Below are 22767 nucleotides of genomic sequence, written 5' to 3'. Positions count from 1 at the left end.
GGTGGCTACAAACAACAAAAGCTACATAACTTCTCTATAATGGTTCCGGCCATTAAGTCGGCTGTAACAGCGCGTTCAATGCCTCGTTCATTGGCAACTCTTGCAAAAACTATAGCCCATTTTCCATTCGTCTCCAGCTGTTTGAGGAATTTTCAGTGTCGCAATTCGACCAACTTATCTCCCGTTTAGAGCAACTTATTGACCGTGTTGAGCAAGTTTTGCCCAGTCCGAAGCCAGAGCCAGACTGGACTGGCAGCGCATTTCGGTGGCGCGCACCGGTTGGTGACAAAGGTTACTTGCAGGTGGTGAAAAATCCACACAAGATTGATCTAAATTCGCTAAAGAACGTAGAAACGCAAAAGCAAGCCATAGTTCGCAATACAGCGCAGTTTGTAGCCGGGCGTTCCGCTAATAACGTGTTGCTGACAGGCGCGCGTGGCACCGGTAAATCGACCTTGGTGAAGGCCTGTTGGAATGAGTTTGCCGACCAAGGATTAAAAATTATTGAGGTAGATAAAACAGATCTCATCCAGCTGGCAGATATTGTGGATTTGGTAAGTCAGCGCCCGGAAAAATTCATTATTTTTTGTGATGACATGTCATTTGAAGAAGGTGAGAGCACCTACAAGGCGCTTAAATCTGCGCTCGATGGTTCGATCGCAGCGCCTTCCTCCAATATTTTGTTTTACGCGACCTCCAATCGCCGCCATTTGTTGCCCGAAAAAATGCGCGAAAATCTGGATGTTAGCAACGAGGACGGTGAGGTTCGCCCCAGTGATACCACCGAAGAAAAAGTCTCTCTTTCTGAACGGTTTGGGTTGTGGCTAAGTTTTTATTCTTTTTCACAAGATGATTATCTCGCTGCCGCCCGCTACTGGGTGGAATATTTAGGCGGAACCTGGGGTGAAACAACTGAGTTTGATGCACTTTTATGGCATCGCAGCCGCGGTGCGCGCAGCGGCCGAATTGCCTGGCAATTTGCTAAAGATTACGTGGGCCGATTGTAATTTGATTTTAAGATTTTCCGGTTGAATCGAATGAATACAGATTCGCTCGATTGATTGATGAAAGACAATGCAGAAATGAGATGGTGAGGATTATGCAAACGGGACATAGCACGGCTCGCAAAGGTAATCATTTGAAGGATGTTTCTGTGCAACAGCCATTATTTACGCGAACGCCTAATTTGCGTGAAGAAAATACCTTAGCATTGCGTCAACAATTGCACGAATATTTTGTAACGACCTTTGATCGTTATGAATCTTTATTTGAAGTTTTGACTTGCGATCAAGCCTATTACGAAAAATCTATTCCGCTGCGCCATCCCCTTATTTTTTATTTTGGTCATACCGCCACTTTTTTTGTTAATAAGTTGTTGTTGGCTCGCATGATTGATTCAAGAATTAACCCACGCTTTGAATCTATCTTTGCTGTGGGTGTGGATGAAATGAGCTGGGATGACCTCAATGATGCAAATTACCAATGGCCAACGCCTGCCGAAGTAAAAGCTTATCGCGATCAAGTGCGCGCACTAGTGATTAATTTAATTGAAACGGCACCATTGCAATTACCGGTGGATTGGAATAATCCATGGTGGGCAATCATTATGGGAATAGAGCACGAGCGTATTCATTTAGAAACCTCTTCAGTTTTAATTCGTCAACACAAATTAGCTTACGTAAAAAATCATCCGCAATGGAAACCTTGCCGCGAAACAGGTGCTGCGCCGATCAATGAATTAATTAAAATTGATGCCGGGAATGTGATATTGGGGAAAGATAAATCCAATCCTTACTATGGATGGGATAATGAATATGGCTCACATTCTGCCGATGTCAGTGAGTTTCAGGCGAGTAAATTTTTAGTCAGCAACCAGGAATTTTTGGCGTTTGTAAACGCGGATGGCTACAAAAATAAACACTTTTGGGAGGAAGAAGGGCAGGGCTGGTTAGCGTTTACCCGCGCGCAGCATCCTACTTTTTGGCTAAAGAAAAACAACCAGTGGTATTTACGTTTAATGACTGAAGAAGTTGTTATGCCGTGGGATTGGCCAGCGGAAGTAAATTACCACGAAGCTAAAGCTTTTTGTAATTGGAAAAAATCTGAAACTGGCTTGGCGGTACGTCTTCCCACTGAAGATGAATGGTATCGTTTATACGACACAACAGGATTAAAAGATATTGGTTCGCAAAAAGCAAATGCCAATATCCAGTTAGACTATTGGGCTTCATCTTGCCCGGTTAATAAATTTTCACACGGTGAATTTTTTGATGTAGTGGGGAACGTGTGGCAATGGACAGAAACGCCAATATATCCGTTTGAAGGATTTGATGTACACACCATTTACGATGATTTCACCACACCAACATTTGATGAACGCCACAATTTGATTAAAGGCGGTTCATGGATTTCATGCGGCAACGAAACTTTGCGTGATTCGCGCTATGCATTTCGTCGCCATTTTTTCCAACACGCGGGTTTCCGCTACGTTGTTTCAGAGGAATTAAAGCCAGTGCCAGGATCTCATTACGAAACGGATAAATTATTGTCGGAATATGCAGAATTTCATTATGGCAATGAATATTTTGGCGTGGCTAACTTCTCCAAAGCTTTGGCTGACATGGCTATAGAACTTATGGGTGACGCACCGAAATTAAAAGCTTTGGATATAGGTTGTGCGTCGGGTCGCGCTACTTTTGAGTTAGCTAAACACTTTGATTTTGTGACAGGAATCGATTTTTCTGCACGTTTTATCGGGCAAGGCGTCCATCTTTCCCAAGGTGAAACTCTACGCTATACGCTTACGGACGAAGGAGAACTAGTACATTATAAATCGCGCAGTCTTGCAGATTTAGGTTTGCACCACACCAAAGATAAGGTTGAATTTTTCCAGGGCGATGCATGTAATTTAAAACCACAATTTACTGGCTATGATTTTATCCTCGCTGCCAATTTGATTGACCGCTTATACAATCCAGCGAAATTTTTAGATTCAATTCATGAGCGCTTAAACATGGGTGGTGTGTTGATGCTCGCATCCCCCTATACCTGGCTTACTGAACACACACCTCGGGAAGACTGGGTGGGTGGATTTAAAAAGGATGGGGAAAGTTTCACCACTTTTGATGGTTTAAAAGCTCGTTTGGGTGAACATTTTGAATTGGTACAACAACCTGTTGAAGTTCCTTTCGTTATTCGCGAAACCAAACGCAAATTTCAACACACACTTTCTGAAGTCACTTTTTGGAAGCGTGTTAAATAATTGACTTGCCTTCTCTGGCCGGATTAGTCTAGCTGCTAGTTCGGCTTAGTGAGAATTCATTTAATGTCATTTGATTTTGATACACCCATTTCCCGCGAAAACACCGGCGCCGTAAAATTTGATGGCCGCAAACAATACTTTGGTACCGAAGATGTAACCCCCCTTTGGGTTGCAGATATGGATTTCGCCGTACCTGAATGTGTGACCCGCGCTTTGCAAGAACGTATTAATCATCCGGTATTTGGTTATACGCTTTACCCTGAAAGTCTTTACCAATCCATTATCGATTGGTTTGAACGACGTCATCATTGGAAGATTGAACGCGATTGGATTTTAATGGCCCCAGGTGTGGTGCCATCTCTTTTTGCTGCGGTAAAAGCATTTGCTAATGAAGGCGAAGGCGTTATTGTTCAGCCGCCGGTTTATTTTCCATTTTTTTCTGCAGTTACTACCAATCACCGAAAATTAATATTAAATCCCTTGCGCGAAACTCATGGGCATTATGAGATCGACTTTGCACATTTAGAAAGCTGTGCCCAACAAGGTGCAAAATTGTTGATGCTTTGTACACCGCACAATCCTGTTGGCCGTGTATGGAATGAAAAAGAGTTGCAGGAAGTTTTGCGTATCGCAAGACAATACGACCTCACAATTTTATCTGACGATATTCATGCGGATTTAATTTATTCTGAAGCCACGCACATTATGCTTGGGCGATTAGCGCAGCCTGGCGACAAAATTGTTACCACCATTGCACCCAACAAAACTTTTAACATTCCAGGCCTGGGGCTATCAGCATTAGTAATTCCTAATGTGGAGCAGCGCAAAGCGATGAAAGCCGCGTTTGAAACTTTGCACGTCGGCAATACTAATCCCCTAAGTATTGTGGCATTTGAAGCTGCTTACCGTGATGGCGATGTCTGGTTAGATGCGTTAATGAAATATTTGGAATCCACTCGCGATCTAGTCGCCGATTTCCTCCAAAAAAATATCCCACAAATAAAAATGATTAAACCGGAAGCGACCTATTTGCTATGGCTGGATTGTCGCGAGTTAGGCATGACAGACCCGCAGCTCCGCGATTTTTTTATTCGAAAGTGCAAGGTTGGAATGAATCCAGGAACCGTATTTGGCGAAGGAGGAAGTGGATTTATGCGAATGAATATAGGGACTGCCAGAGCTGCAATTGTCGAATCTCTAGAACGTATCTGTGAAAATATTAATCACAATAACTTTAAATAGAAAATTAATTGTTTTTTTTGCTGTCCTACACTAAGGTCTGAATGGTAATTTTATTCCGAACAAATTGAACCATAGGTGAAGTTGTTATGGCGGATTTCCACAAGTCTTTACGTTTAGGTGACTTATTAGTTGAAAAAGGATTAATTACGCGCCCGCAATTGCGACAAGCAATTGAAATTCAGCAAGCTTTACAGTCGCAGAGATTTGGCACCAAAAATATTAATGCTAAAACCGAACTCGGCGAAATTTTAATTGAGTTGGGTTTTATTAGCCGCCACCAATTGAAAACTAATTTAAATTGGCAGCGTCGCTTAAAAGCAACAACGGCGGTAATGGTTTTTATTGCACCGTTGCTTACAGCGGCTTGCGGCGGGGGAGCAAGTGCCAGTGGTTCCACTAATGCAGGGAATGTGAAAAGTGATTTTTCGAGTTCTATAGCACCTTCAGATGCATCGCCAAAACCTGATCCAGCTTCAAATTCTTCTTCATCTGTAAGCACGTCGACGACAACTACAACACCCAAATCATCAGCTACATCAACGATTTCTACTCCTCCAATAACAACGCCGGGTTCAAGCGCTCCCTCAAGCTCAACTACTACTCCAATTGTATCTAGCTCAGTGTCATCACCAAAATCGGTTTCGTCTTCGTCCAAAAGCAGCGCATCTTCGTCAAAAGGTGTTTCATCATCAGCCACTTCATCCTCGACATCAAGTCAGACTATCGATGGCTCAGTACAATTATATTGGAATGTTCCCACCCAGCGAGAGAATGGTGACTATTTGGATATAACTGAAATAGGTGGGTATGAATTGAGATACAAATTAAAAAGCGAAAGTGAATTCAAAACTATCCGCATTGCCGATGGTTTTACAGATGCTTATTATTTTAATTATTTAAAGGGTGATTACGAGTTTCAAATTGCTACCTATGATACTGAAGGTCTGTACAGCAATTTTGTAAGTATAAATCCCTCTTAGAAAAAATGTGTGCACAGCTATTTTGTTTAAAGTCGGCATCCTTGCCGACTTCTTCTATTTTGCAGTAAGAACTTGCAAGCCAGCTGAAACATAAACCAAAGGCGCGTTCCAGTTAATGGCAATTTCATTGCTTGAATAGCTACATTCATTATCCACATAAGATTTTGCAATTAAAGGTGAAGGATAGGTGCTCGCACCACAATCGTAAGTCCCATCCAAGGTTGCACCGCCTGCTAAAAATCCAGGAACAGGGGCTTCAATTCCGTCCGCCGCAGAAGGGCGGTGATGAATATGCATTGGCGATTTATTTCCATAGCCTGTTACAAACGAATAGTCTGTTGGGTTTCTGCCCAATACGTAATCAAACAAAGATTGTGCAGCCTCAAGATACTGATGTTTGGTTTTATCCAGTTGATAGGCCTCCAATAAAATCATTGCCTGATTCATTGCGCCGGAATTACTTCCCCAAAAGAAATCACCTTTCTCTAAAGAAACTGAAAATGCAGAATTTTGTTTTTTACTGACAAGCGTTGCAGCCAAAGCGTCCAATTTACTTTTTATAAGTGTTTTGTCAGCTGCGGCAGTAAGCTTATCCAGATTGTGCGCAAGAGAAATCCACCCAAGACTTTGTACGCTGCCCCAGCTGGGAATATTTGCATCCAAACTTGCCGGATTTAATGCGGTGTAATAGCTGTCATCTTTGGTGGCGATATAAAGTTCTGCTGCTCCCCACGCAAATTCATCTTTAACATTTTCATCACCATAGCCACCTGTTTGTATATCGCTTGGCTGTGAATAGTAAATTGCGGGATTTGCTTTAGCCCATGCATAGGCATTTTTCGCAGCGGTAAGCATTTTTGCAGAGAGACCTGGATGTTGGCTTTCATAATTTGCATAAACCCGGCTCGCTGCTGCCATAGTTGCAGCAAAATCCAAAGTGGCTGCCGTTGTTTTTTGTACAACAAAACGCTCAGAGGTATCTTGATCCGGCATAACAAAACCAGAGAATCCTTTACTGGTTAACTTATGATAGACGCCACCATCGTTTGGATCTTGCATGGCGAGCATCCATTCAATATTCCACAAAGTCTCATTTAAAATATCCGGCACTGAATTTCCACTTTCAGGAATGTTTAGGTTTTGTGTTTTAAAATAATCCGGAAAGTTTTCAAACGCAGCGAGGAGTGTGTAAGTTGTAATGCCTGAGTTAACGATATATTTATTGTAATCGCCCGCGTCATACCAACCTTTAGGTGCTGAAATAATGGTTCCTTCCGGGCGTGCAGTGCTTGCGGCTGACGCGTGGATTTTTACAATATTGTCCGCATGGCCTGCAGCACGCGCATATTGACCTGCATTAGCAGCAACCAAGGCAAGACTTGCGCGATTAAAATAAAAAGCTTTAAGTGCAGCAGCATTCACTGGCCCGTAGGCTGTTTCTGAAATTGCAAAGGCTGCCTGGTCATCAACACCGGTTACGCGAATTTTGTAATTTCCTGTTTTAGTGAGTGAAGAAAAATCTGCAATTTTTACCGATTCCAATGCAGGCTCCCAGGTAGCAGCTGCGCTCAAGCTTCCTGACAAAACTTCAGTGTTGCTTGCATCAACAATGCTAAAACTGGTTGCAGCTACACCGGGGACAACGGCAATTTTTTGTGCAGCAGGTAAAAAGCCCAATTGATTTAAACGAATTTTGGTGGGAACCGTTGTGGTGGGTGGAGCGACTGGATGGTCACATGCTGACTTGGTTGATTTGGTCGGCTTATTAACTTCCAATGCGCCGCCATCGCTGGATTTGAGCTCGATCCAGTTAAGGTTGAACGGACCGCTTTTCATTTGTACACATAGACTATGAGCTCCTTCTGCAATAGTTCCTAAAGTGCCGCTAACCGTTTGCCACGATTGCCAGCCTCCCGTATTAGGGCTTTGGAGTTCATCCCCAATTTTTACGCCATCCAATTCCAACTGAAATTTGCCACCGGCTTGGGCTGAGGCGACTCGAGCATCGGCACTGAAGTTACCGGATTTAGTAACCTTGATACCAAACTCGAGCCATTCGCCGCTATCGATGTAACCCACATTGTAGCCACCGCCGGTATCGGTAGAGGCTTCAATATCTACACCATCGCCTTTGCGATAATCAGCCCCGGCCTGATTGGCAGCGTTGCTGTCGTAATAATCAATGTAATCTTCAGCCTCCAGACGAAGACTGGTAGCCGCTGCCGGAGCGCTGCTAGAACTACTGGAGCTTGAACTGCTCGAAGTTGCCTCAGAGCTTGCACTGGACGTAGAAGATGAGCTTGGGAGGTTGTTATTGCTGGTCGACGAGCCGCCTCCGCCGCAGGCGCTCAGTAAGAAAAGACTTATAAGGCTCGATCCAAGTAAGTGTTTGGTCATGGGGAATTTCTCCATTCGTTGTTGTTATAGAGGGCTTGGTGTCATCCAAGCGCGCACGAAGGCTAGTTGTTCTGCCCACTAAACTCTCCCCACTTCACGCCTTGACCGAAAGTGGCTGCGACAATCCAGGTGTTCCAGAAAAAATTGCTTAAAGTGACTGGGTCTAAAGAAGTGATTATCTGGAATTTTTTGTTGGAGGCTGCGAACTTCCATGCAAAAAACTGCCTAAACGCCTACAATAGCGGCCTTTTTTCAGCTCTGCCTAAGCCTTATCCGGCACACGAGAACTTATGACCGTAAATACTTTCGATCCGTCGCAAACCACCACTTTGGATACTCCCGCCAAAACCCTGGCAAGTCAGGCTCAAACCGGCAACAACAAAGGGAATACCATTGGGTTTGTATCACTTGGCTGCCCCAAAAACCTGGTGGACTCCGAGCGCATCCTTACCCAATTGCGTACCGAGGGTTACAACATTGTGCCCAGTTATAGCGATGCGGACATGGTGATTGTGAATACCTGTGGTTTTATTGATAGCGCCGTACAGGAGTCTTTAGGTGCGATTGGTGAAGCATTGGCTGAGAACGGTAAGGTGTTGGTTACCGGCTGCTTGGGCGCCAAGAAAGACGAAATTATTCAGATACACCCTAATGTATTGGGAATCACTGGCGCTCATGCCTATGAAGAAGTTCTAAGCCAGGTTCACGAACATTTGCCACCAAACCCGAAGCACGATCCTTTCCTGGATTTGGTTCCGCCACAAGGTGTAAAGCTTACTCCGCGTCATTACGCGTATTTGAAAATTTCCGAAGGCTGTAACCACTCCTGCAGTTTCTGCATTATTCCTGATATGCGCGGCAAGCTTGTCAGTCGCCCCATAGGTCAGGTGATGAGCGAAGCGGAGCGCCTGGTGAAGGCGGGCGTGAAAGAGTTGCTGGTGATTTCACAAGATACATCTGCTTACGGCGTGGACATCAAAAACCGCACTGATTTCTGGGACGGTCGCCCACTTAAAACTGATATGTACCAATTGGCTGCGGCTTTGGGCGAGTTAGGTGTGTGGGTGCGCTTACATTATGTGTATCCATACTTGCATGTGGACAACGTGATCCCCTTGATGGCGCAGGGCAAAGTTCTGCCTTATTTGGATATTCCCTTCCAACACGCCAGCCCAACCTTACTGCGCAAAATGCGTCGCCCGGGCCAAGTTGAGCGTACGTTGGAACGTATCAAGAGCTGGCGAGAGCAAGTACCTAATCTCACCATTCGCTCAACCTTTATCGTCGGTTTCCCCGGTGAGACAGAAGATGACTTCCAACAACTTTTGGATTTCTTAAAAGAGGCACAATTGGACCGCGTTGGTTGCTTCCAATATTCGCCTGTTGAAGGTGCCAAGGCGAATGATTTGCCAGATCATGTTCCAGATGACGTTAAACAAGAACGTTATGATCGTTTCATGCAATTGCAGCAAGAAATTTCAACTGAGCGTTTGAAACTGAAAGTAGGGCAGACCTTGCAAGTTTTAATTGATGAAGTTGACGATGAAGGTGCGATTGGTCGTAGCTTTGCGGATGCACCGGAAATTGATGGTTGTGTTTATTTGAACGGCGAAGAAAACGTGAAACCTGGTGATTTGGTCAACGTACTTATCGAACATTCCGACGAATATGATTTGTGGGGCACTAAAGTCGATTAGTTTCTCATTTTAAAAGCCGCTGGATTCTAGGGAATCCAGCGCGCTCATTGTTAAACAGGAGTTTATGTAACTTGGGTCGTCATTTGTTTAACCGCGTTATTTCCCGCCTTTACCGCTCTATCATTCTGCGCGTTTTAATTATACTTTTTGTCCTCTTATATGTGGCTTATTACACTCTGATTCTGCCGTGGGTTAATCGCTCTGTATCAGAGCAATACCGTCAGCAAACCGGTCATGGGCTCCATCATGACAAAATTAATCTTCAACTTTTTAAATGCAATTTCAGTGTTGGCCATTTAAAAGATGCCGCTAATTTATGGCAGGCAGATGATGTCAATATTAATTTGGCGTGTATGCAATCTTTGCGTGAGCGCAGCATCGTTATAAATGAAATTACCATTCGTCAGCTCAAAGCAACTGCAGTTCAGCAAGAAAGTGGTTTGTGGAATTTTGATGATGTTATAAAACATCAGCAAGCTATTGCAAAAGCAGCGCCTGCAAAATCTGAAAAATCAGCTGTTCCTGTCATTATAAAAAAATTGACGGTGATTAATTCGGCTGTGCATTCAAGTATGTTGGCGTTGAAAAATGTTTCAGTAGACGCTGCACCCCTTAATTTTTCTATTGAAAATATAGATTTGCGAAATCACAAATCATCGGGCTTTAGCTTAAAGGCTGATTTGAATAAGTCAGCAAGAATTTCCCTTACAGGTCAAATTGATATTTCATCGCTTTCCGGTACTGTAGAAGTAAACGCAAATAATATCCCTTTTATTTGGTTTAACGGTTTATTGGAGCCTTATGTCAGGCTTGAAGTATTAAATGGTGCTTTTGAATTTCACAACCGTATCGACTTAATTGCAGGTGCGCCACAAAAAATTACCGGTAAGGGCAGGCTAAGTGATTTGAAACTCCGTCCCACCAGCATGGAACAAGATGCAGTTAAATGGAAAAGCCTTGAGTGGGAAGATGCTGAAATTTTGCTCACTGAAAAATCTATTCATGTGCCCTTGGTAACGCTTAATGAACTGGATGGGCAATTTATAATTGATAAAGACCGAAAAACAAATGTACAGGCAATGATTGTAACCCCCGCACCCGCTTCAACGACGACTATTGCAGCAGTTGGTCCATCTAAAAAGCCATGGCAATTTGCAGTCGATCGCCTGGCAGTTAACAAAGCTGCAATAGGATTTTATGACCAATCACTGGTGCCGTCTTTCACGGCGATTGTTCAGAATTTTACCGGAAGCATTATCAATATTTCATCAGACGAAAATACCTTAGCCAGCATAGATTTAAATGGCAATGTCGATGGCTATGCTCCCGTTACTCTTAAAGGAAAGGCAAATATATTTAGAGCCGCTCCAAAGCTGGATGCGCTTTTGTCGTTTAAACAAATGGATATGGGAGCTTTGTCGCCATACTCAGCGGAATATGCAGGATGGAAAATTAATAAGGGCCTGTTGAGTGCTGATTTAAACTATCATTATGAAGATGGAAAAATTCTGGGGAAAAATCACGTAGTGATTGATCATTTAGAATTTGGCGAAAAAGTTCGCGGCACCCATGTTGTAGATATTCCTTTACGTCTTGGTTTGGCGATGCTTACGGATGAAAATGGTAAAGCTATTTTGGATACTGAAATTTCCGGTACGCCTAGCGACCCGCAATTCAAACTTAGGGATATTATTGTTCGCGCATTGGGGAACACGCTGAAGAAAATTGTAAGTTCGCCATTTAAATTTATTAGCAACTTATTAAATACCAAAGAAGATTTGGGAAAAATTCAGTTTACATCTGGCGAGTCGCAGCTTACAGATACGGCTAAAGAAAAATTGAATTTATTAACAGAGGCTTTAAAGAAACGCCCTAACATGCGCTTGAGTGTCCAAGGTACCTACGATGAAAAAAGCGATTTGGTAGCACTCAAAGAAGAGCAAGTAAAAAGCGCACTGCAAAAATCTGGCGTGACTTTAGATTCCCTAAAAGCGCATGATGAAGCATGGAGTAAAGCAGTAAGTGAAAAATATACTGGCCTGGGTCTTGCTGACAAAAATTCAGTGTCGGGAGCAGAGGAAAAATACCTGGCATTAATTGCTGCAGAAAGCGTTAATCCTGAGCGTCTTACGCGTTTGGCGCATGAACGGGCGCAAGCCGTGAAGCAATATTTTATTTTGCAATTGGGCGTATCCGGCGAAACAATTTTATTGAACTCAGAAACGCGCTGCGAAAAGGCGGAACAATGCGCTACCAGTGAAGCTATTTTCACGCTGGAAGTTTAATCTTTATCTTGGCTGATGTTAATCAGCATTGCTCTGGAGTTTTATATGGATAATCTTCGTCACCTTGTAGAGCAAAATATGTTTGTTATTGAAGCTGGAGGCGATCAGGCAGTCTTGCATTACAGTTTGAGCAAGCAGGCTTCTGGTGTAACAGCAATAGATTTTAACAGTACTTTTGTACCTCCAGCTTTCAGAGGTAAAGGCTTAGCTGAAAAGCTTGTTCGCGCCGGTATAAAGTGGGCGAAGGAACAAGGTTACGAACTTCATGCTAGCTGTTGGTATGCAGCTAAATTTATTCGATAAGTTTTAAGGTCACAAAAATATAAGAAGGTAGGGATCATGCAAAAACATAACATGGGGTTTACTTTGCTCGAGCTCATGGTTGTGCTGGCTATAATTGCTATTCTCGCAACTATGGCAATGCCTTCTTTTGAATCAAAAAATACGCGCGCACAGGTTATAGAATCAGTAGATCTGATTAAAAACTTGAAAGACAGTGTGGGCTTGTTTTACCAAACCGAAAAAAAATTTCCCAGACATAATGCTGAAGCTGGAATTCCGAAACCGGAATTTTTAATCGGTAATTATGTTGAACGCATAGACTATGTCATGGGTGCTTTTAATATCACCTTTGGCAACAAAGCAAATGGAGTGCTTAAAAAGAAAGTCCTTAGTATTCGCCCCATGGTAGTTACAGCTTCACCCGAAAGCCCCATTTCCTGGGTATGTGGAAACTCGCCTGTGCCTGAGGGTATGACTGTTGTAGGGGTGAATAATACTAATATTGAAAACAAATACCTGCCGATTAACTGCTTTTAGCCGGTCTGTCGTCCTTCTCTGATAGGCTAAGCCGTCAAGTGTTCTACCCGCGACAAAATTTCCACTTATCCTCCTTAAGCGCCACTCGGCATCTTTAGGTCCACCTCAGTTTTAATCTATCAATAATAACCTTCAGCATTGAACACGAGAAAATCAGATCGCCTGATTTTGTCTTTCTTCAAATAACTGCAGGTTAACTATGTTGAAATTTCTCGCATCCCTTCTTTTAATTTCTACTACTTCGGCTTTTTCAGCTTCTGCTACGGCTGCCGAACTTAATATTACCGAACAGTTTGCGGAAGGCGGAATTGCCTTAGTTGTAATCCTTTTAATGTCTATCTTGTTGGTTGCAGTGAGCATGGAAAGACTCCTTAACTTTCGTGCTAAATATATTTTTCCTGCCGAGCTTATCGCTAAAGTCAAACCTTTATGGCAAGAAGGTGATAGTGAAAAAATACAAGCGCTCCTTGAATCTGAAAAAAATACCTTGGGCCGAATTCTCTATTACTTGTTCAATCACCGACATCAGCAGCCAGGAACGCTTGCCGCTGGCGCTAGTGAAATTGCTTCGCTGGAACTTCGTCAACATCAGCAAAAAGCATATGCTTTGGCAATCGTTGCGACGGTTGCACCCATTGTTGGTTTGTTGGGAACCGTAATAGGTATGATTGAGGCATTTCACGTTATTGCCTATTCGCAAGGAATGGGTAATCCCGCGCTATTGGCTGGTGGTATATCAAAAGCACTCATTAACACTGCAGCAGGCTTGAGCGTCGCTTTACCCGCTTTAGCCATGCATCATTTTTTCAAGCACCGTTCTGTGGTCTTTAGCTTGCAACTTGAGCAAGCCCTTAACCAAATAATTAACGAATGGTTTTCATCTTCACATGCGACTTTGAATCCCTCTAATTTAAAAGTGGTGGCCCATGCGAATTAATCTTGGTGATGATGAGCAGCCAGAAATTGGTTTGATTGCACTTATAGATTGCATCTTTTTTCTATTGATGTTCTTCATGGTCTCTACATCTTTTTCACAACAAACTGCAACACAAGGGCAGCGTGAACTCTCGGTGGTATTGCCAGAAGCTAGCACCAATCTTGATTTAGGTGTGGCTGCAGAAACAATTGTAGCTATCAGCATTGATAAAAAAGGCAATTTGTTTTTACAAGGTGAAGCAATAACGACAAAAGGCTTGCAAGATCACCTTAAAGATGTGGGAGCTAAGAGTAAGCAAACATTGGTTGAAATTGCAGGCGATGAAACAGTTCCCTACAAGTATATCGTTGGCGTAATTGATTTGTGCCAATTTGAAGGACTAACCAATATTGCTTTACAAACCAGGAATAAATAACGTGGCTGTTAATCTTTCCATGTCGTCTTATAACCTCAAATGGCTTTTTAACAAGCACGGTTATTTATTGTTTTCGGTTGTATTTCATCTCGTACTTTTTTACATCCTAAGTCATCTTGCTGTAAAACCTCCCGTCGCCAAAAGTCTGGTTGATCAACGGGTAAAAGTTTCCATGAATAATACCTATAAAATGAAAATGCACCAAAGCGTGAAGAGCATTGCGCAAGCCCAAAATGAATTAGTGAATAGTTTGGATGAATCCATTAAGAAAAATTTACAATTGGAACCTGTGGACGCTCAAGCGATCAATGATCCAAAAGTGACGATATCGAAATTAATGGAGCTGGCAAATAAAATCTCTGAAAATATTCGAAAGATAGAGCGTGAACTTAGGGCTCAGGATTTGCAAAGAGCTGTAACTATGCCGCGCTCCGATGTTATGAAGCGGGTTATGAATATGGAAATTGATCTTCCTCAATATAGAGGTAACAGGATAAAAGGCTCAACCATGATGAAGTTGGCCGAAGCTATGGAGAAGGAGGCGGAGGATGTCTTAAGCCACAGAAAAAACGATATAAAAATTAGGGGATATGGAAATTCCACCACCGATGTTAAAAAGGCCAAGGCTCCACCTTTAGCTTATTACAGCGAAGGTGATCCTAATCTTATAAAAGGTTTGGATTCGTCTATTGCAAGTAATACAGCGCAGCAGGGATTGCACAGTAAGAATGATTTTGTGGATTTATGGTTGGATCATATTCCGCGTGTTAATCGTGAAAACCCGAAAAAAGTCGCTGGGCGAATTATTAAAAGCTCTGGGAGACCCGCTGATCGATTGTTTATCAACAGCTGGTACATCATAGGTCCCTTTGCTGATTCATCAACCAAGCATCCGCCAGAATACGCAGTGGATTTAGAGGGGGTTTATTATGGTAAGGAAAATCATCCGGTAAGCTGGAAATATCTTAGCAATTCGCAATATCCGCTAATCCCACCACAGGTTGATAAAGCAGGCGTTTTTTTTGGATACACCGAAATTATTGTTGAGCGTGAACAAGATTTTTGGGTTTGGATTGGTGCTGATGATTTTGCGAGTCTTGAATTGAATAATCAATTGATTTGGGATAGTACGGTGTTTAATAAAAAGTTTAACGCCTTGGCCTATGACAAAAATAACCCGGAGCGTGAAAATTGGAATTTAACTGAATTTAAGCGTAAGGTTCATTTTAACGCGGGGCGTAATACCTTTAAATTCAAGCTGACAAATTCTGATACTGCAGCATTTTTTTCACTGGTACTGACGAAATAATCTATTTCAATAAAAAGCGTAGCGAAAATACCTTCGCCACGCTTTTTAACTTTGATTAAATCGCTACAGGATAGTCACTATAACCCCGTTCAGTTCCACCAAATAATGTGTTTGGATCAAGGGTCGCCAAGGCTAAATTATTTTTTAGACGTGCTGGAAAGTCTGGATTCGCAATAAAAGGTCTGCCGAACGCGACCAAGTCAGCATAACCCTGCGCTAAAATTTGTTCTGCTCGCTCTTTAGTGAACTTGCCCGCTACAATAATTTTTCCATGGAAACCTTTGCGTAACTCGCGACGGAAATCTTCATCAACTTTAGGCGCATCGTCCCAATCAGCTTCAGCTAAATGTATGTAACTGACATTTTTAGACTGGAGAAAATTCGCCGCTTCCAAAATGCATGGCAAAATTTCAGGGCAATTCATTCCACGTGCAGTAATGAAGGGAGCTAAACGAATGCCTACTTTATCTGCACCAATCGCGTCAACTACCACAGTGACAACTTCTTTCAAAAATCGTAAACGATTTTCAATGGATCCACCATATTCGTCGGTGCGTTGGTTTGATGTAGTACGTAAAAACTGTTCAATTAGATAACCATTAGCACCATGGATTTCCACTCCGTCAAATCCTGCTTCCATCGCATTTACAACAGCCCTTTGATAATCCTTAATAATTGATTTAATTTCAGCTATTGTTAACTCGCGAGGAATAGGGCAACTGACTTTTTCGCCTTTTTGTTTTTGCTCATCATAAATCCATACTTGTCCTTCAAATGCAACTGCAGAGGGCGCAACGGGTAATTCGCCATTGTGAAATATAGGGTGCGACATGCGCCCGACATGCCAAAGCTGGTTATAAATTTTTCCGCCTTTTGAATGTACTGCATTGGTTATTATTTTCCAGCCGGCAATTTGTTCCTTGGAATATATTCCAGGTGTGAATGAATAGCCTTTTCCCTGTGGAGAGATTTGTGTGGCTTCAGTAATAATTAATCCTGCGCCCGCACGCTGTGCGTAATAGGCAGCCATCATTTCATTGGGGATATCACCAGGTTGCGATGAGCGGCAGCGCGTCATAGGCGCCATAACAATGCGTGAAGAAACTTTAGTACTACCAACATCCAGTGGGCTAAACAAATTGCTCATGATTTATACCTCAGCTTAAAAATACTGCGCTTACCAATCGGTAAGCGCAATTTTTCCAATCGTTTTTCCTGTTTCTATCGCCGTATGTGCAAGCCTTAGATTTTCAGCATTTATAGGACTGAGTGTTTTACTAAGGCTGGTTTTAATTTTTCCGGCATCAATTAAATCTGCCAGGCGGTTAAGAATATTGTGCTGTTCCACCATATCAGCGGTTTTATACATTGAACGGGTAAACATAAATTCCCATACAAAATGCGCAGATTTTGATTTGAGAAGATTTAAATCCAGCGGCGCTTCCGGTTCAACAATAGAGCAGATAATACTTTGAGGCGCGATGAGTTCGCTCATGACTGGCCAATATTTAGCAGTGGAGTTTAAGCAAAAAATATAATCCGCATATTGAATGCCCTGGGCGCGAAATTCCTGAACCATATCTTTGTGGTGATCGATAACTACATCTGCACCGAGGCTGCGGCACCAGTCGGCTGATTCAGGGCGCGATGCGGTGGCAATGATTTTTAAACCGGAAATTTGTTTTGCAAGTTGAATAGCGATTGAGCCAACACCTCCGGCTCCACCGATAATTAATAAGGTTTTCCCTGCAGATTTTCCTTCGCTGATTCCCAAACGTTCAAACAGACCCTCGCTCGCGGTGATAGCGGTTAAAGGCAGGGCAGCTGCCTCTGCATTACTTAGGCTTTTGGGTTTGCGCCCCGCGATGCGCTCATCGACCAACTGAAATTCGCTATTGCTGCCCGGACGAGTGATATCGCCAGCGTAAAAGACCTCGTCGCCAGCATTAAACAACTCAACCTTGCTGCCCACCGCAACGACTGTACCTACCGCGTCCCATCCCAATACGCGGTAGTTTTCTTCAACTTTGCTTTTGGGGCTGCGCACCTTGGTATCGACAGGATTGACCGAAATAGCCTCAACCTTGATTAAGAGATCGCGCTCACCGGGCGTTGGAACGGGAAGCTGTACATCAACTAATGAATTGGTATCACTAATGGGAAGATAGGCTTTGAGGCCAACGGCTTTCATAAAATTTTCTGTAGTCATAAAAGTCTCCTGAGAATGTAGATCTAGCTTAACCCTAAGTGCGAATTTTGATAATGTGGCAGTCATTTGAAAAACTATTAAATACTATTTGATAAAGAGGATGAAATGGCTAGGTCATATTCCCTACAAGATTTGGAGCTTCTTATACAGGTTGCGGAACGTGGCAATATGAGTGAGGTGGGGCGGCAACTCAATATGACCACCGCTGCAGTCTCCGCAGCCATCAAACGCTTGGAAGTCGCGCTAGATGTTAGCCTGTTTGAACGAACAACCCGGAGCCTGCGTCTCAGCGCTGCTGGGGAGGCTTTCATTCCTCATTTGCAGCAAATATTAGGTACGCTGGATATAGCTGAGAACGAGCTTCGTAACAGGCAAACCTTGGTAGCAGGGGAGATTCGAATTGGTTTGCCGTCAGATATAGGACGTCACTATTTGTTAGCCTTGTTAAACCAGTTTCAGGAGTTGAATCCCAAGGTTAAGTTTATCTTGCATGTGTCTGATTTAATTCAGGATTTATATAGGGATGAATTAGACATTGTTATCCGCTACGGTCAGCCAAAAGACTCAAGCTTAATTGCTGCAAAACTCTGTGATAACCGTCGAGTATTAGTCGCTTCGCCAGATTACCTCGCAAGGCATACACCCATAAAGGAATTGCAAGACCTGCTTGAGCACAACTGCTTATTGTTTTATCTCAACGGAAGGCCATACAGCAAGTGGCAGTTTGAATGCGAAAAGGATCTGGTCACGCTCAACGTAACGGGCGATAGATCTGCTAACGATGGCGAGCTGGTAAAGCGTTGGGCAGTAGAAGGTAAAGGGGTTGCGTACAAATCTGCCCTTGATGTTGCTGAAGAGCTTGCCTCGGGCACTTTGGTGGAGGTGCTCGCGGGCCGCTTTCTTGGCCAACCTTCACCCTTATATTTACTTTACAAGGAGCGTAAATATCAAGCCTATCGTATGACGGCATTAATTAAGTATTTAAAAGAGCGGATTAGCTAAACAAAAATGCCCGCTGATGCGGGCATTTGAGGAGCTGAAAAGCGATTATTCGTATTTGCAGAGGTAAGAGGTTTCTACATCTGCAGTTACTTTGAATTTTTGGTGAGCTTCAACAATAAAGGTTTGGCCTTCTTTAAAAGTTTCAGCTTTATCGCTACCTGGCAATACCACGGTCAAGCTACCACTCACTACGGTCATGTATTCTTTTTGGCTGGTGCCGAATTCGTAGTCACCCTTAGCCATTACGCCAACGGTGGCAGGTAAGGTTTCAGTTTGAAAGGCGATAGACTTAACCGCGCCGTTGAAGTATTCGTTTACTTTAAACATGGAATGTCTCCGCTAAAGGTAAAGATAGGGTGATTTATTTAACCAATCTGTATGTTTCTTTCACACACAAAAAAGGCCGCATTTTCATGCAGCCTTCTTCGTTAAATTTGGCTCCGCCTGCTGGACTCGAACCAGCGACCCAATGATTAACAGTCATTTGCTCTACCGACTGAGCTAAGGCGGATCGGTGACTTCCTCTGTGGAAGTGGTGCGCATAATATAGATGAGACTTTGCTTGGTCAACCCTTTTTCCTAAAAAAATCATCTATATAGCTGCGTTTGGTTAATATCTCCACAGCATGTAAACCCGGTGTACAGAATGCGGCAAATTGACCTAGTTTTTGCGCAATTCAACGACTTTAAAACTCTTATTTTGCGCGATTAAATTTACTTGCTTGAAATAGGGGAGTGCCTTTTTTTCCAATGCAATAAATTGATTGACTACAAAATAAGCGATGCCATTTGGTGTTAATAATTTTGTGGCATTGCGCAAAAATTTATCGGTTAGGTCTTCATCAACACTAAAACCTTGATGAAAAGGTGGATTGCATAGAATTAAATCAAATTGATTTTTTAATTCTCCACCTGCATCGCTAGCAATGATTTCAGCTGCGATGTTCAAGAGCTGGCAATTCGCTTTTGCTGTGGCAAGCGCTGCAGCGTTATTATCCGTTAATGTGCGCTTAAGAATTGGTAAATGCAGGCTCGCTATGCTTAGGTATCCATATCCGCAACCTAAGTCCAGACAGTGATTAAAAGATTGGGGTGATAATAGTGGAGTGATTTCAGTAATTAAAAACTCGCTGCCTTGATCAATTTTATTCCAACCGAACTGTCCAGGTTTACTGAATAAGGTTTTGCCATCCAGGTAGATAGTTTCACGCAAATTAGCATAATCCTCATCAACCAACAGCGAACCCGAATTAGTGTTCTTGGTGAGTTTGCTGGAATAACATACGCCATCTTTTTGAATATTTTTTTCACAACCAAATAAAGTGCTAGCCTTTTCAATATAAGTTTTTATACCTTCATTTTTTTGACCACTTATCCATAACTGGCCTTGTGGTTTGAGTATGCGTTGCGCCTCGTTTATCAAATGATGGGTAACTGCCTTTTCTTTGGAAATACGATAAAAAATATGATCAATGCTGTTGTCAGCAACGGTTGTTAAATCAAAATCACTGAATTGTGTGTTGAAGCCCAGCTTTTTGGCGTGTTCAGCAATATCCCAACGATTGGTAATGAATGCTGGTTTATTCGGCCAGCTATTTTCAGTTGGTAACTGGCGCAGGACATTTTCGTCACTAAGCCAAATGCTACACTCGGTGGAGTGCTGATGAATGTTGCGCAAAAGCCATGTTGTAGGCGCGTCTGTCATGATTATTTCTCAAAGCTCGCAATTTCATCGCTGGTCAGCGAACGAAATTTTCCAGGTTGCAGGTTATCATCCAAATGAATTGCACCTATGCGCTCACGATGTAAGGCAATCACATGGTTGCCAACGGCTGCGAACATACGTTTTACTTGATGATATTTCCCTTCACAAATACTTAAACGTGCCTGGTGGGAATCAAGAATGCTAAGTTCTGCGGGTAAAGTTTTTTTCGTCTCGCCTTTAAGCAATAAACCTTCAGCGAAGCTGACAATTAGATCTTTGGTGATTGCATTTACAGTAGTCACTAAATAGCTTTTGGTGTGCATGTGTTTGGGCGACGTAATTTTATGATTCCATTGTCCGTCATCGGTCAACAAAACCAGGCCGGTAGTATCCAAATCAAGGCGGCCCGCAATTTGTAACTCGTGCTTAAAAGGTAAATCAATTAAGTCCAAGAGCGTAGGGTGTTCACTGTCTGAATTGGCAGAAACATATCCGGCAGGTTTATGAAGCATTAAATAACGTAGCTTGCGCTCTTCAATTATTTCGCCATTACAAATAACTTTATCGCCGGTATTAATCTGCGTGTTGGTTTTGTTGATCAGCTGATCGTTAACCGTAATCAAGCCTTGTTTGATCGCAATATGAATTTGCGTGCGGCTGAGTTCGCTGTTGTTGCCAATAAATTTATCAAGGCGCATAAAGATTGCTCTGTGTTTGCGAGGCAAGCCATTCGCTTGGTAACGCATTATACCAAGCAAAGCGCTGGATAAGTTGTGCCATGGTTTTATCCAATGGAGCAACCAGTTTAAGGTCAGTGTTATAGATCGGGTGAATAAACCTGAGTTCCGTAGCCGCTAGCAATAAGCGATTCGCATTAAATGTCTTTTGAAAAAAGCGATTGTGGTTGCCCTTGCCGTGTTTGGCATCGCCAATAATAGGATGGCTAATGTGTTTTAAATGACGGCGTATTTGATGCTTTCGACCAGTTCGCGGTAAACATTTAACCAGGGAGTAACGGCTTTCGGGATACTTATCTATAGCATAAGGCAAGCTAACTTCTGCAAGCCGGAAGAACTCGGTAATAGCTGGTTTTGGCTCAGGTGTTCGTGCTTTTTGATCAGTATATTTATCTAGCTCTTCAATAATAGGGTAATCAAGTAGCAAATGTTCCGGTGCTATACCACGTACAATAGCAACATAGGTTTTTTGCAAATAATGTTCAGAGAAAATATTTCCCATCAATGCGGCCATTTCAGCATTTAATGCAAACACTAAAACACCGGATGTGGGTTTATCTAAACGATGAACCGGAAAAACATGTTGTCCGATTTGGTCACGCAACATTTGCATAGCGAAACGAGTTTCATGACGATCAATCATGCTGCGATGCACCAACAAACCACTGGGTTTGTTAATCGCCACCAGATATTCATCGCGATAAATAATATCGAGTTGTTCACTCATCATTTGCTGTAGGCCTAAAATAAAAACAGGCGCTATAAAAGCGCCTGTTTAAATTTACGTGAAAAATTATTTGCTAGCTGCCGCTTTCATTTTTTTCTCACCAGAATCAACACTTTGATAAATTAAAGTGTTAATGGTCATAGGGCCTACACCACCAGGAACCGGAGTATAAGCCGCAACTCGATTTACGAGCGGTGCCAACTCAATATCGCCTACGCCGCCAGGATGATAACCGGCATCAACAACAACGGCGCCATCTTTAATCCATTCAGCTTTAATAAATTCTGGTTTACCAACGGCGCCAACAATAATGTCCGCCTGCTTGATTAAATCGGGAAGGTTTTTGGTGCGCGAATGGCAAATGGTGACAGTGCAATTTGCATTCAATAGCATCATGGCCATTGGCTTGCCAAGAATAGGGCTGCGACCTACAACAACAGCGTGCTTACCAGAGAATTCAATATTGTAAGCTTCCAGCAAACGCATAATGCCTTTTGGTGTTGCACAACCGTAGGCTTCTTCGCCCATACTCATGCGGCCGAAACCTAAACAGGTTACTCCATCAACATCTTTAGCGGCACTGATTGCATCGAAACACAAACGCTCGTCAATTTGCTCTGGCACAGGGTGCTGCAGCAAAATGCCGTGAACATTTGGGTTGTTATTTAATTCGTGAATTTTCGCGAGCAATTGTTCGGTTGTAGTGCTGGATGGCAATTCTACTTTCAGTGAATCCATACCAATACGTGAACAGGCATTGCCTTTCATTTTTACGTAAGTGGCTGACGCTGGGTCATCGCCCACAAGAATGGTGGCAAGAATCGGTGTTTGGCCATTGGTTGCGCTTTTTAATGCAGAAACACGTTGCGATAATTCTTGTTCAGTTTTTGCAGCAAGAGCTTTGCCGTCCAATACTAATGCAGACACAGATATCTCCAGAAAAGGTTAAAAAATGAAAATAAAATATGCGCGCATTTTCACACAGCGAGGAGTGCTATCCAAGCATTAAAAGTGAATGAAGCGATAAATAGAGGCGACTAATAA

21 protein-coding genes and 1 tRNA gene are annotated in these 22767 nt (G+C 42.8%); 12 read left to right on the top strand and 10 right to left on the bottom strand.

Annotation, left to right across the window (positions count from 1 at the left end):
- Positions 1 to 155 precede the first annotated feature (155 nt).
- The 3 genes from IE104_RS07500 to IE104_RS07490 all read left to right on the top strand — a co-directional run bounded on the left by IE104_RS07500 (position 156) and on the right by IE104_RS07490 (position 4504).
- Complete coding sequence (locus tag IE104_RS07500; protein ID WP_189417157.1) at positions 156 to 1007, top strand: ATP-binding protein; 852 nt, start codon at positions 156 to 158, stop codon at positions 1005 to 1007.
- Between the two features lie 92 nt (positions 1008 to 1099).
- Positions 1100 to 3262, top strand: a complete 2163-nt coding sequence (ovoA, locus tag IE104_RS07495; protein WP_229837703.1) for a 5-histidylcysteine sulfoxide synthase — start codon at positions 1100 to 1102, stop codon at positions 3260 to 3262.
- A gap of 63 nt (positions 3263 to 3325) precedes the next feature.
- Complete coding sequence (locus IE104_RS07490) at positions 3326 to 4504, top strand: MalY/PatB family protein (protein WP_189417154.1); 1179 nt, start codon at positions 3326 to 3328, stop codon at positions 4502 to 4504.
- A gap of 178 nt (positions 4505 to 4682) precedes the next feature.
- Here IE104_RS07490 and IE104_RS07485 read toward each other — a convergent pair whose 3' ends face one another.
- Entirely contained in the window at positions 4683 to 5201 is a 519-nt protein-coding gene (locus tag IE104_RS07485; RefSeq protein ID WP_189417153.1) for a hypothetical protein, read from the bottom strand.
- A gap of 85 nt (positions 5202 to 5286) precedes the next feature.
- Here IE104_RS07485 and IE104_RS07480 point away from each other — a divergent pair, with 85 nt between their 5' ends.
- Positions 5287 to 5484: a hypothetical protein gene (locus tag IE104_RS07480; RefSeq protein ID WP_189417151.1), complete on the top strand. Its 198-nt coding sequence runs from the start codon at positions 5287 to 5289 to the stop codon at positions 5482 to 5484.
- A gap of 54 nt (positions 5485 to 5538) precedes the next feature.
- On the opposite strand, the gene IE104_RS07475 is transcribed toward IE104_RS07480, so the two are convergent.
- Positions 5539 to 7881, bottom strand: coding sequence for a glycoside hydrolase family 9 protein (locus tag IE104_RS07475; protein ID WP_229837702.1), 2343 nt, complete (start codon positions 7879 to 7881; stop codon positions 5539 to 5541).
- 290 nt (positions 7882 to 8171) lie between these two features.
- Between IE104_RS07475 and rimO the strand changes: the two genes are divergently transcribed.
- The 7 genes from rimO to IE104_RS07440 all read left to right on the top strand — a co-directional run bounded on the left by rimO (position 8172) and on the right by IE104_RS07440 (position 15343).
- The gene (rimO, locus tag IE104_RS07470) at positions 8172 to 9578 is read left to right on the top strand and encodes a 30S ribosomal protein S12 methylthiotransferase RimO (RefSeq protein ID WP_189417150.1); all 1407 of its coding nucleotides are present in this window, start codon (positions 8172 to 8174) and stop codon (positions 9576 to 9578) included.
- Between the two features lie 47 nt (positions 9579 to 9625).
- Positions 9626 to 11863 (top strand): DUF748 domain-containing protein, encoded by a 2238-nt coding sequence (locus tag IE104_RS07465; RefSeq protein WP_444542196.1) that lies wholly within the window; start codon positions 9626 to 9628, stop codon positions 11861 to 11863.
- Positions 11864 to 11908: 45 nt separating this feature from the next.
- Positions 11909 to 12166, top strand: a complete 258-nt coding sequence (locus IE104_RS07460) for a GNAT family N-acetyltransferase (RefSeq protein ID WP_189417146.1) — start codon at positions 11909 to 11911, stop codon at positions 12164 to 12166.
- Positions 12167 to 12202: 36 nt separating this feature from the next.
- Entirely contained in the window at positions 12203 to 12682 is a 480-nt protein-coding gene (locus IE104_RS07455) for a pilin (RefSeq protein WP_189417145.1), read from the top strand.
- A gap of 199 nt (positions 12683 to 12881) precedes the next feature.
- Entirely contained in the window at positions 12882 to 13619 is a 738-nt protein-coding gene (locus IE104_RS07450) for a MotA/TolQ/ExbB proton channel family protein (protein WP_189417143.1), read from the top strand.
- Positions 13609 to 14034, top strand: coding sequence for an ExbD/TolR family protein (locus tag IE104_RS07445; RefSeq protein WP_189417142.1), 426 nt, complete (start codon positions 13609 to 13611; stop codon positions 14032 to 14034). Before IE104_RS07450 ends, IE104_RS07445 begins: the two co-directional genes overlap by 11 nt.
- Position 14035: 1 nt before the next feature.
- The gene (locus IE104_RS07440; protein ID WP_189417140.1) at positions 14036 to 15343 is read left to right on the top strand and encodes a hypothetical protein; all 1308 of its coding nucleotides are present in this window, start codon (positions 14036 to 14038) and stop codon (positions 15341 to 15343) included.
- A 55-nt stretch (positions 15344 to 15398) separates the two neighbouring features.
- Here the strand turns inward: IE104_RS07440 and IE104_RS07435 are convergent, their stop codons facing one another.
- Together IE104_RS07435 and IE104_RS07430 are read right to left on the bottom strand one after the other, a co-directional pair.
- Positions 15399 to 16490 (bottom strand): alkene reductase, encoded by a 1092-nt coding sequence (locus IE104_RS07435; protein WP_189417139.1) that lies wholly within the window; start codon positions 16488 to 16490, stop codon positions 15399 to 15401.
- A gap of 30 nt (positions 16491 to 16520) precedes the next feature.
- The gene (locus tag IE104_RS07430; protein ID WP_444542195.1) at positions 16521 to 17552 is read right to left on the bottom strand and encodes a zinc-binding alcohol dehydrogenase family protein; all 1032 of its coding nucleotides are present in this window, start codon (positions 17550 to 17552) and stop codon (positions 16521 to 16523) included.
- 105 nt (positions 17553 to 17657) lie between these two features.
- Between IE104_RS07430 and IE104_RS07425 the strand changes: the two genes are divergently transcribed.
- On the top strand, positions 17658 to 18554 hold the full coding sequence (locus tag IE104_RS07425) for a LysR family transcriptional regulator (RefSeq protein WP_189417137.1): 897 nt from the start codon (positions 17658 to 17660) through the stop codon (positions 18552 to 18554).
- A 45-nt stretch (positions 18555 to 18599) separates the two neighbouring features.
- On the opposite strand, the gene ppnP is transcribed toward IE104_RS07425, so the two are convergent.
- The 6 genes from ppnP to folD form a co-directional block, all read right to left on the bottom strand.
- Positions 18600 to 18881, bottom strand: coding sequence for a pyrimidine/purine nucleoside phosphorylase (ppnP, locus tag IE104_RS07420; RefSeq protein ID WP_189417135.1), 282 nt, complete (start codon positions 18879 to 18881; stop codon positions 18600 to 18602).
- A gap of 108 nt (positions 18882 to 18989) precedes the next feature.
- Positions 18990 to 19065 (bottom strand) — tRNA-Asn (locus IE104_RS07415).
- Positions 19066 to 19215: 150 nt separating this feature from the next.
- A complete protein-coding gene (locus IE104_RS07410) occupies positions 19216 to 20259 on the bottom strand; it encodes a methyltransferase (RefSeq protein WP_189417133.1) in 1044 nt (347 codons plus the stop codon).
- Positions 20260 to 20261: 2 nt separating this feature from the next.
- Positions 20262 to 20957, bottom strand: coding sequence for a 16S rRNA pseudouridine(516) synthase RsuA (gene rsuA / locus IE104_RS07405; protein WP_189417131.1), 696 nt, complete (start codon positions 20955 to 20957; stop codon positions 20262 to 20264).
- The gene (gene truC, locus IE104_RS07400; protein WP_308429272.1) at positions 20947 to 21726 is read right to left on the bottom strand and encodes a tRNA pseudouridine(65) synthase TruC; all 780 of its coding nucleotides are present in this window, start codon (positions 21724 to 21726) and stop codon (positions 20947 to 20949) included. Before truC ends, rsuA begins: the two co-directional genes overlap by 11 nt.
- Before the next feature lie 63 nt (positions 21727 to 21789).
- Positions 21790 to 22650, bottom strand: a complete 861-nt coding sequence (gene folD, locus IE104_RS07395) for a bifunctional methylenetetrahydrofolate dehydrogenase/methenyltetrahydrofolate cyclohydrolase FolD (RefSeq protein ID WP_189417129.1) — start codon at positions 22648 to 22650, stop codon at positions 21790 to 21792.
- Between the last annotated feature and the right edge of the window lie 117 nt (positions 22651 to 22767).

Source organism: Cellvibrio zantedeschiae (assembly GCF_014652535.1).
In the GTDB taxonomy this organism is placed as follows: Bacteria; Pseudomonadota; Gammaproteobacteria; order Pseudomonadales; family Cellvibrionaceae; genus Cellvibrio; species Cellvibrio zantedeschiae.
This window is presented reverse-complemented; position numbering and strand designations above follow the sequence as displayed.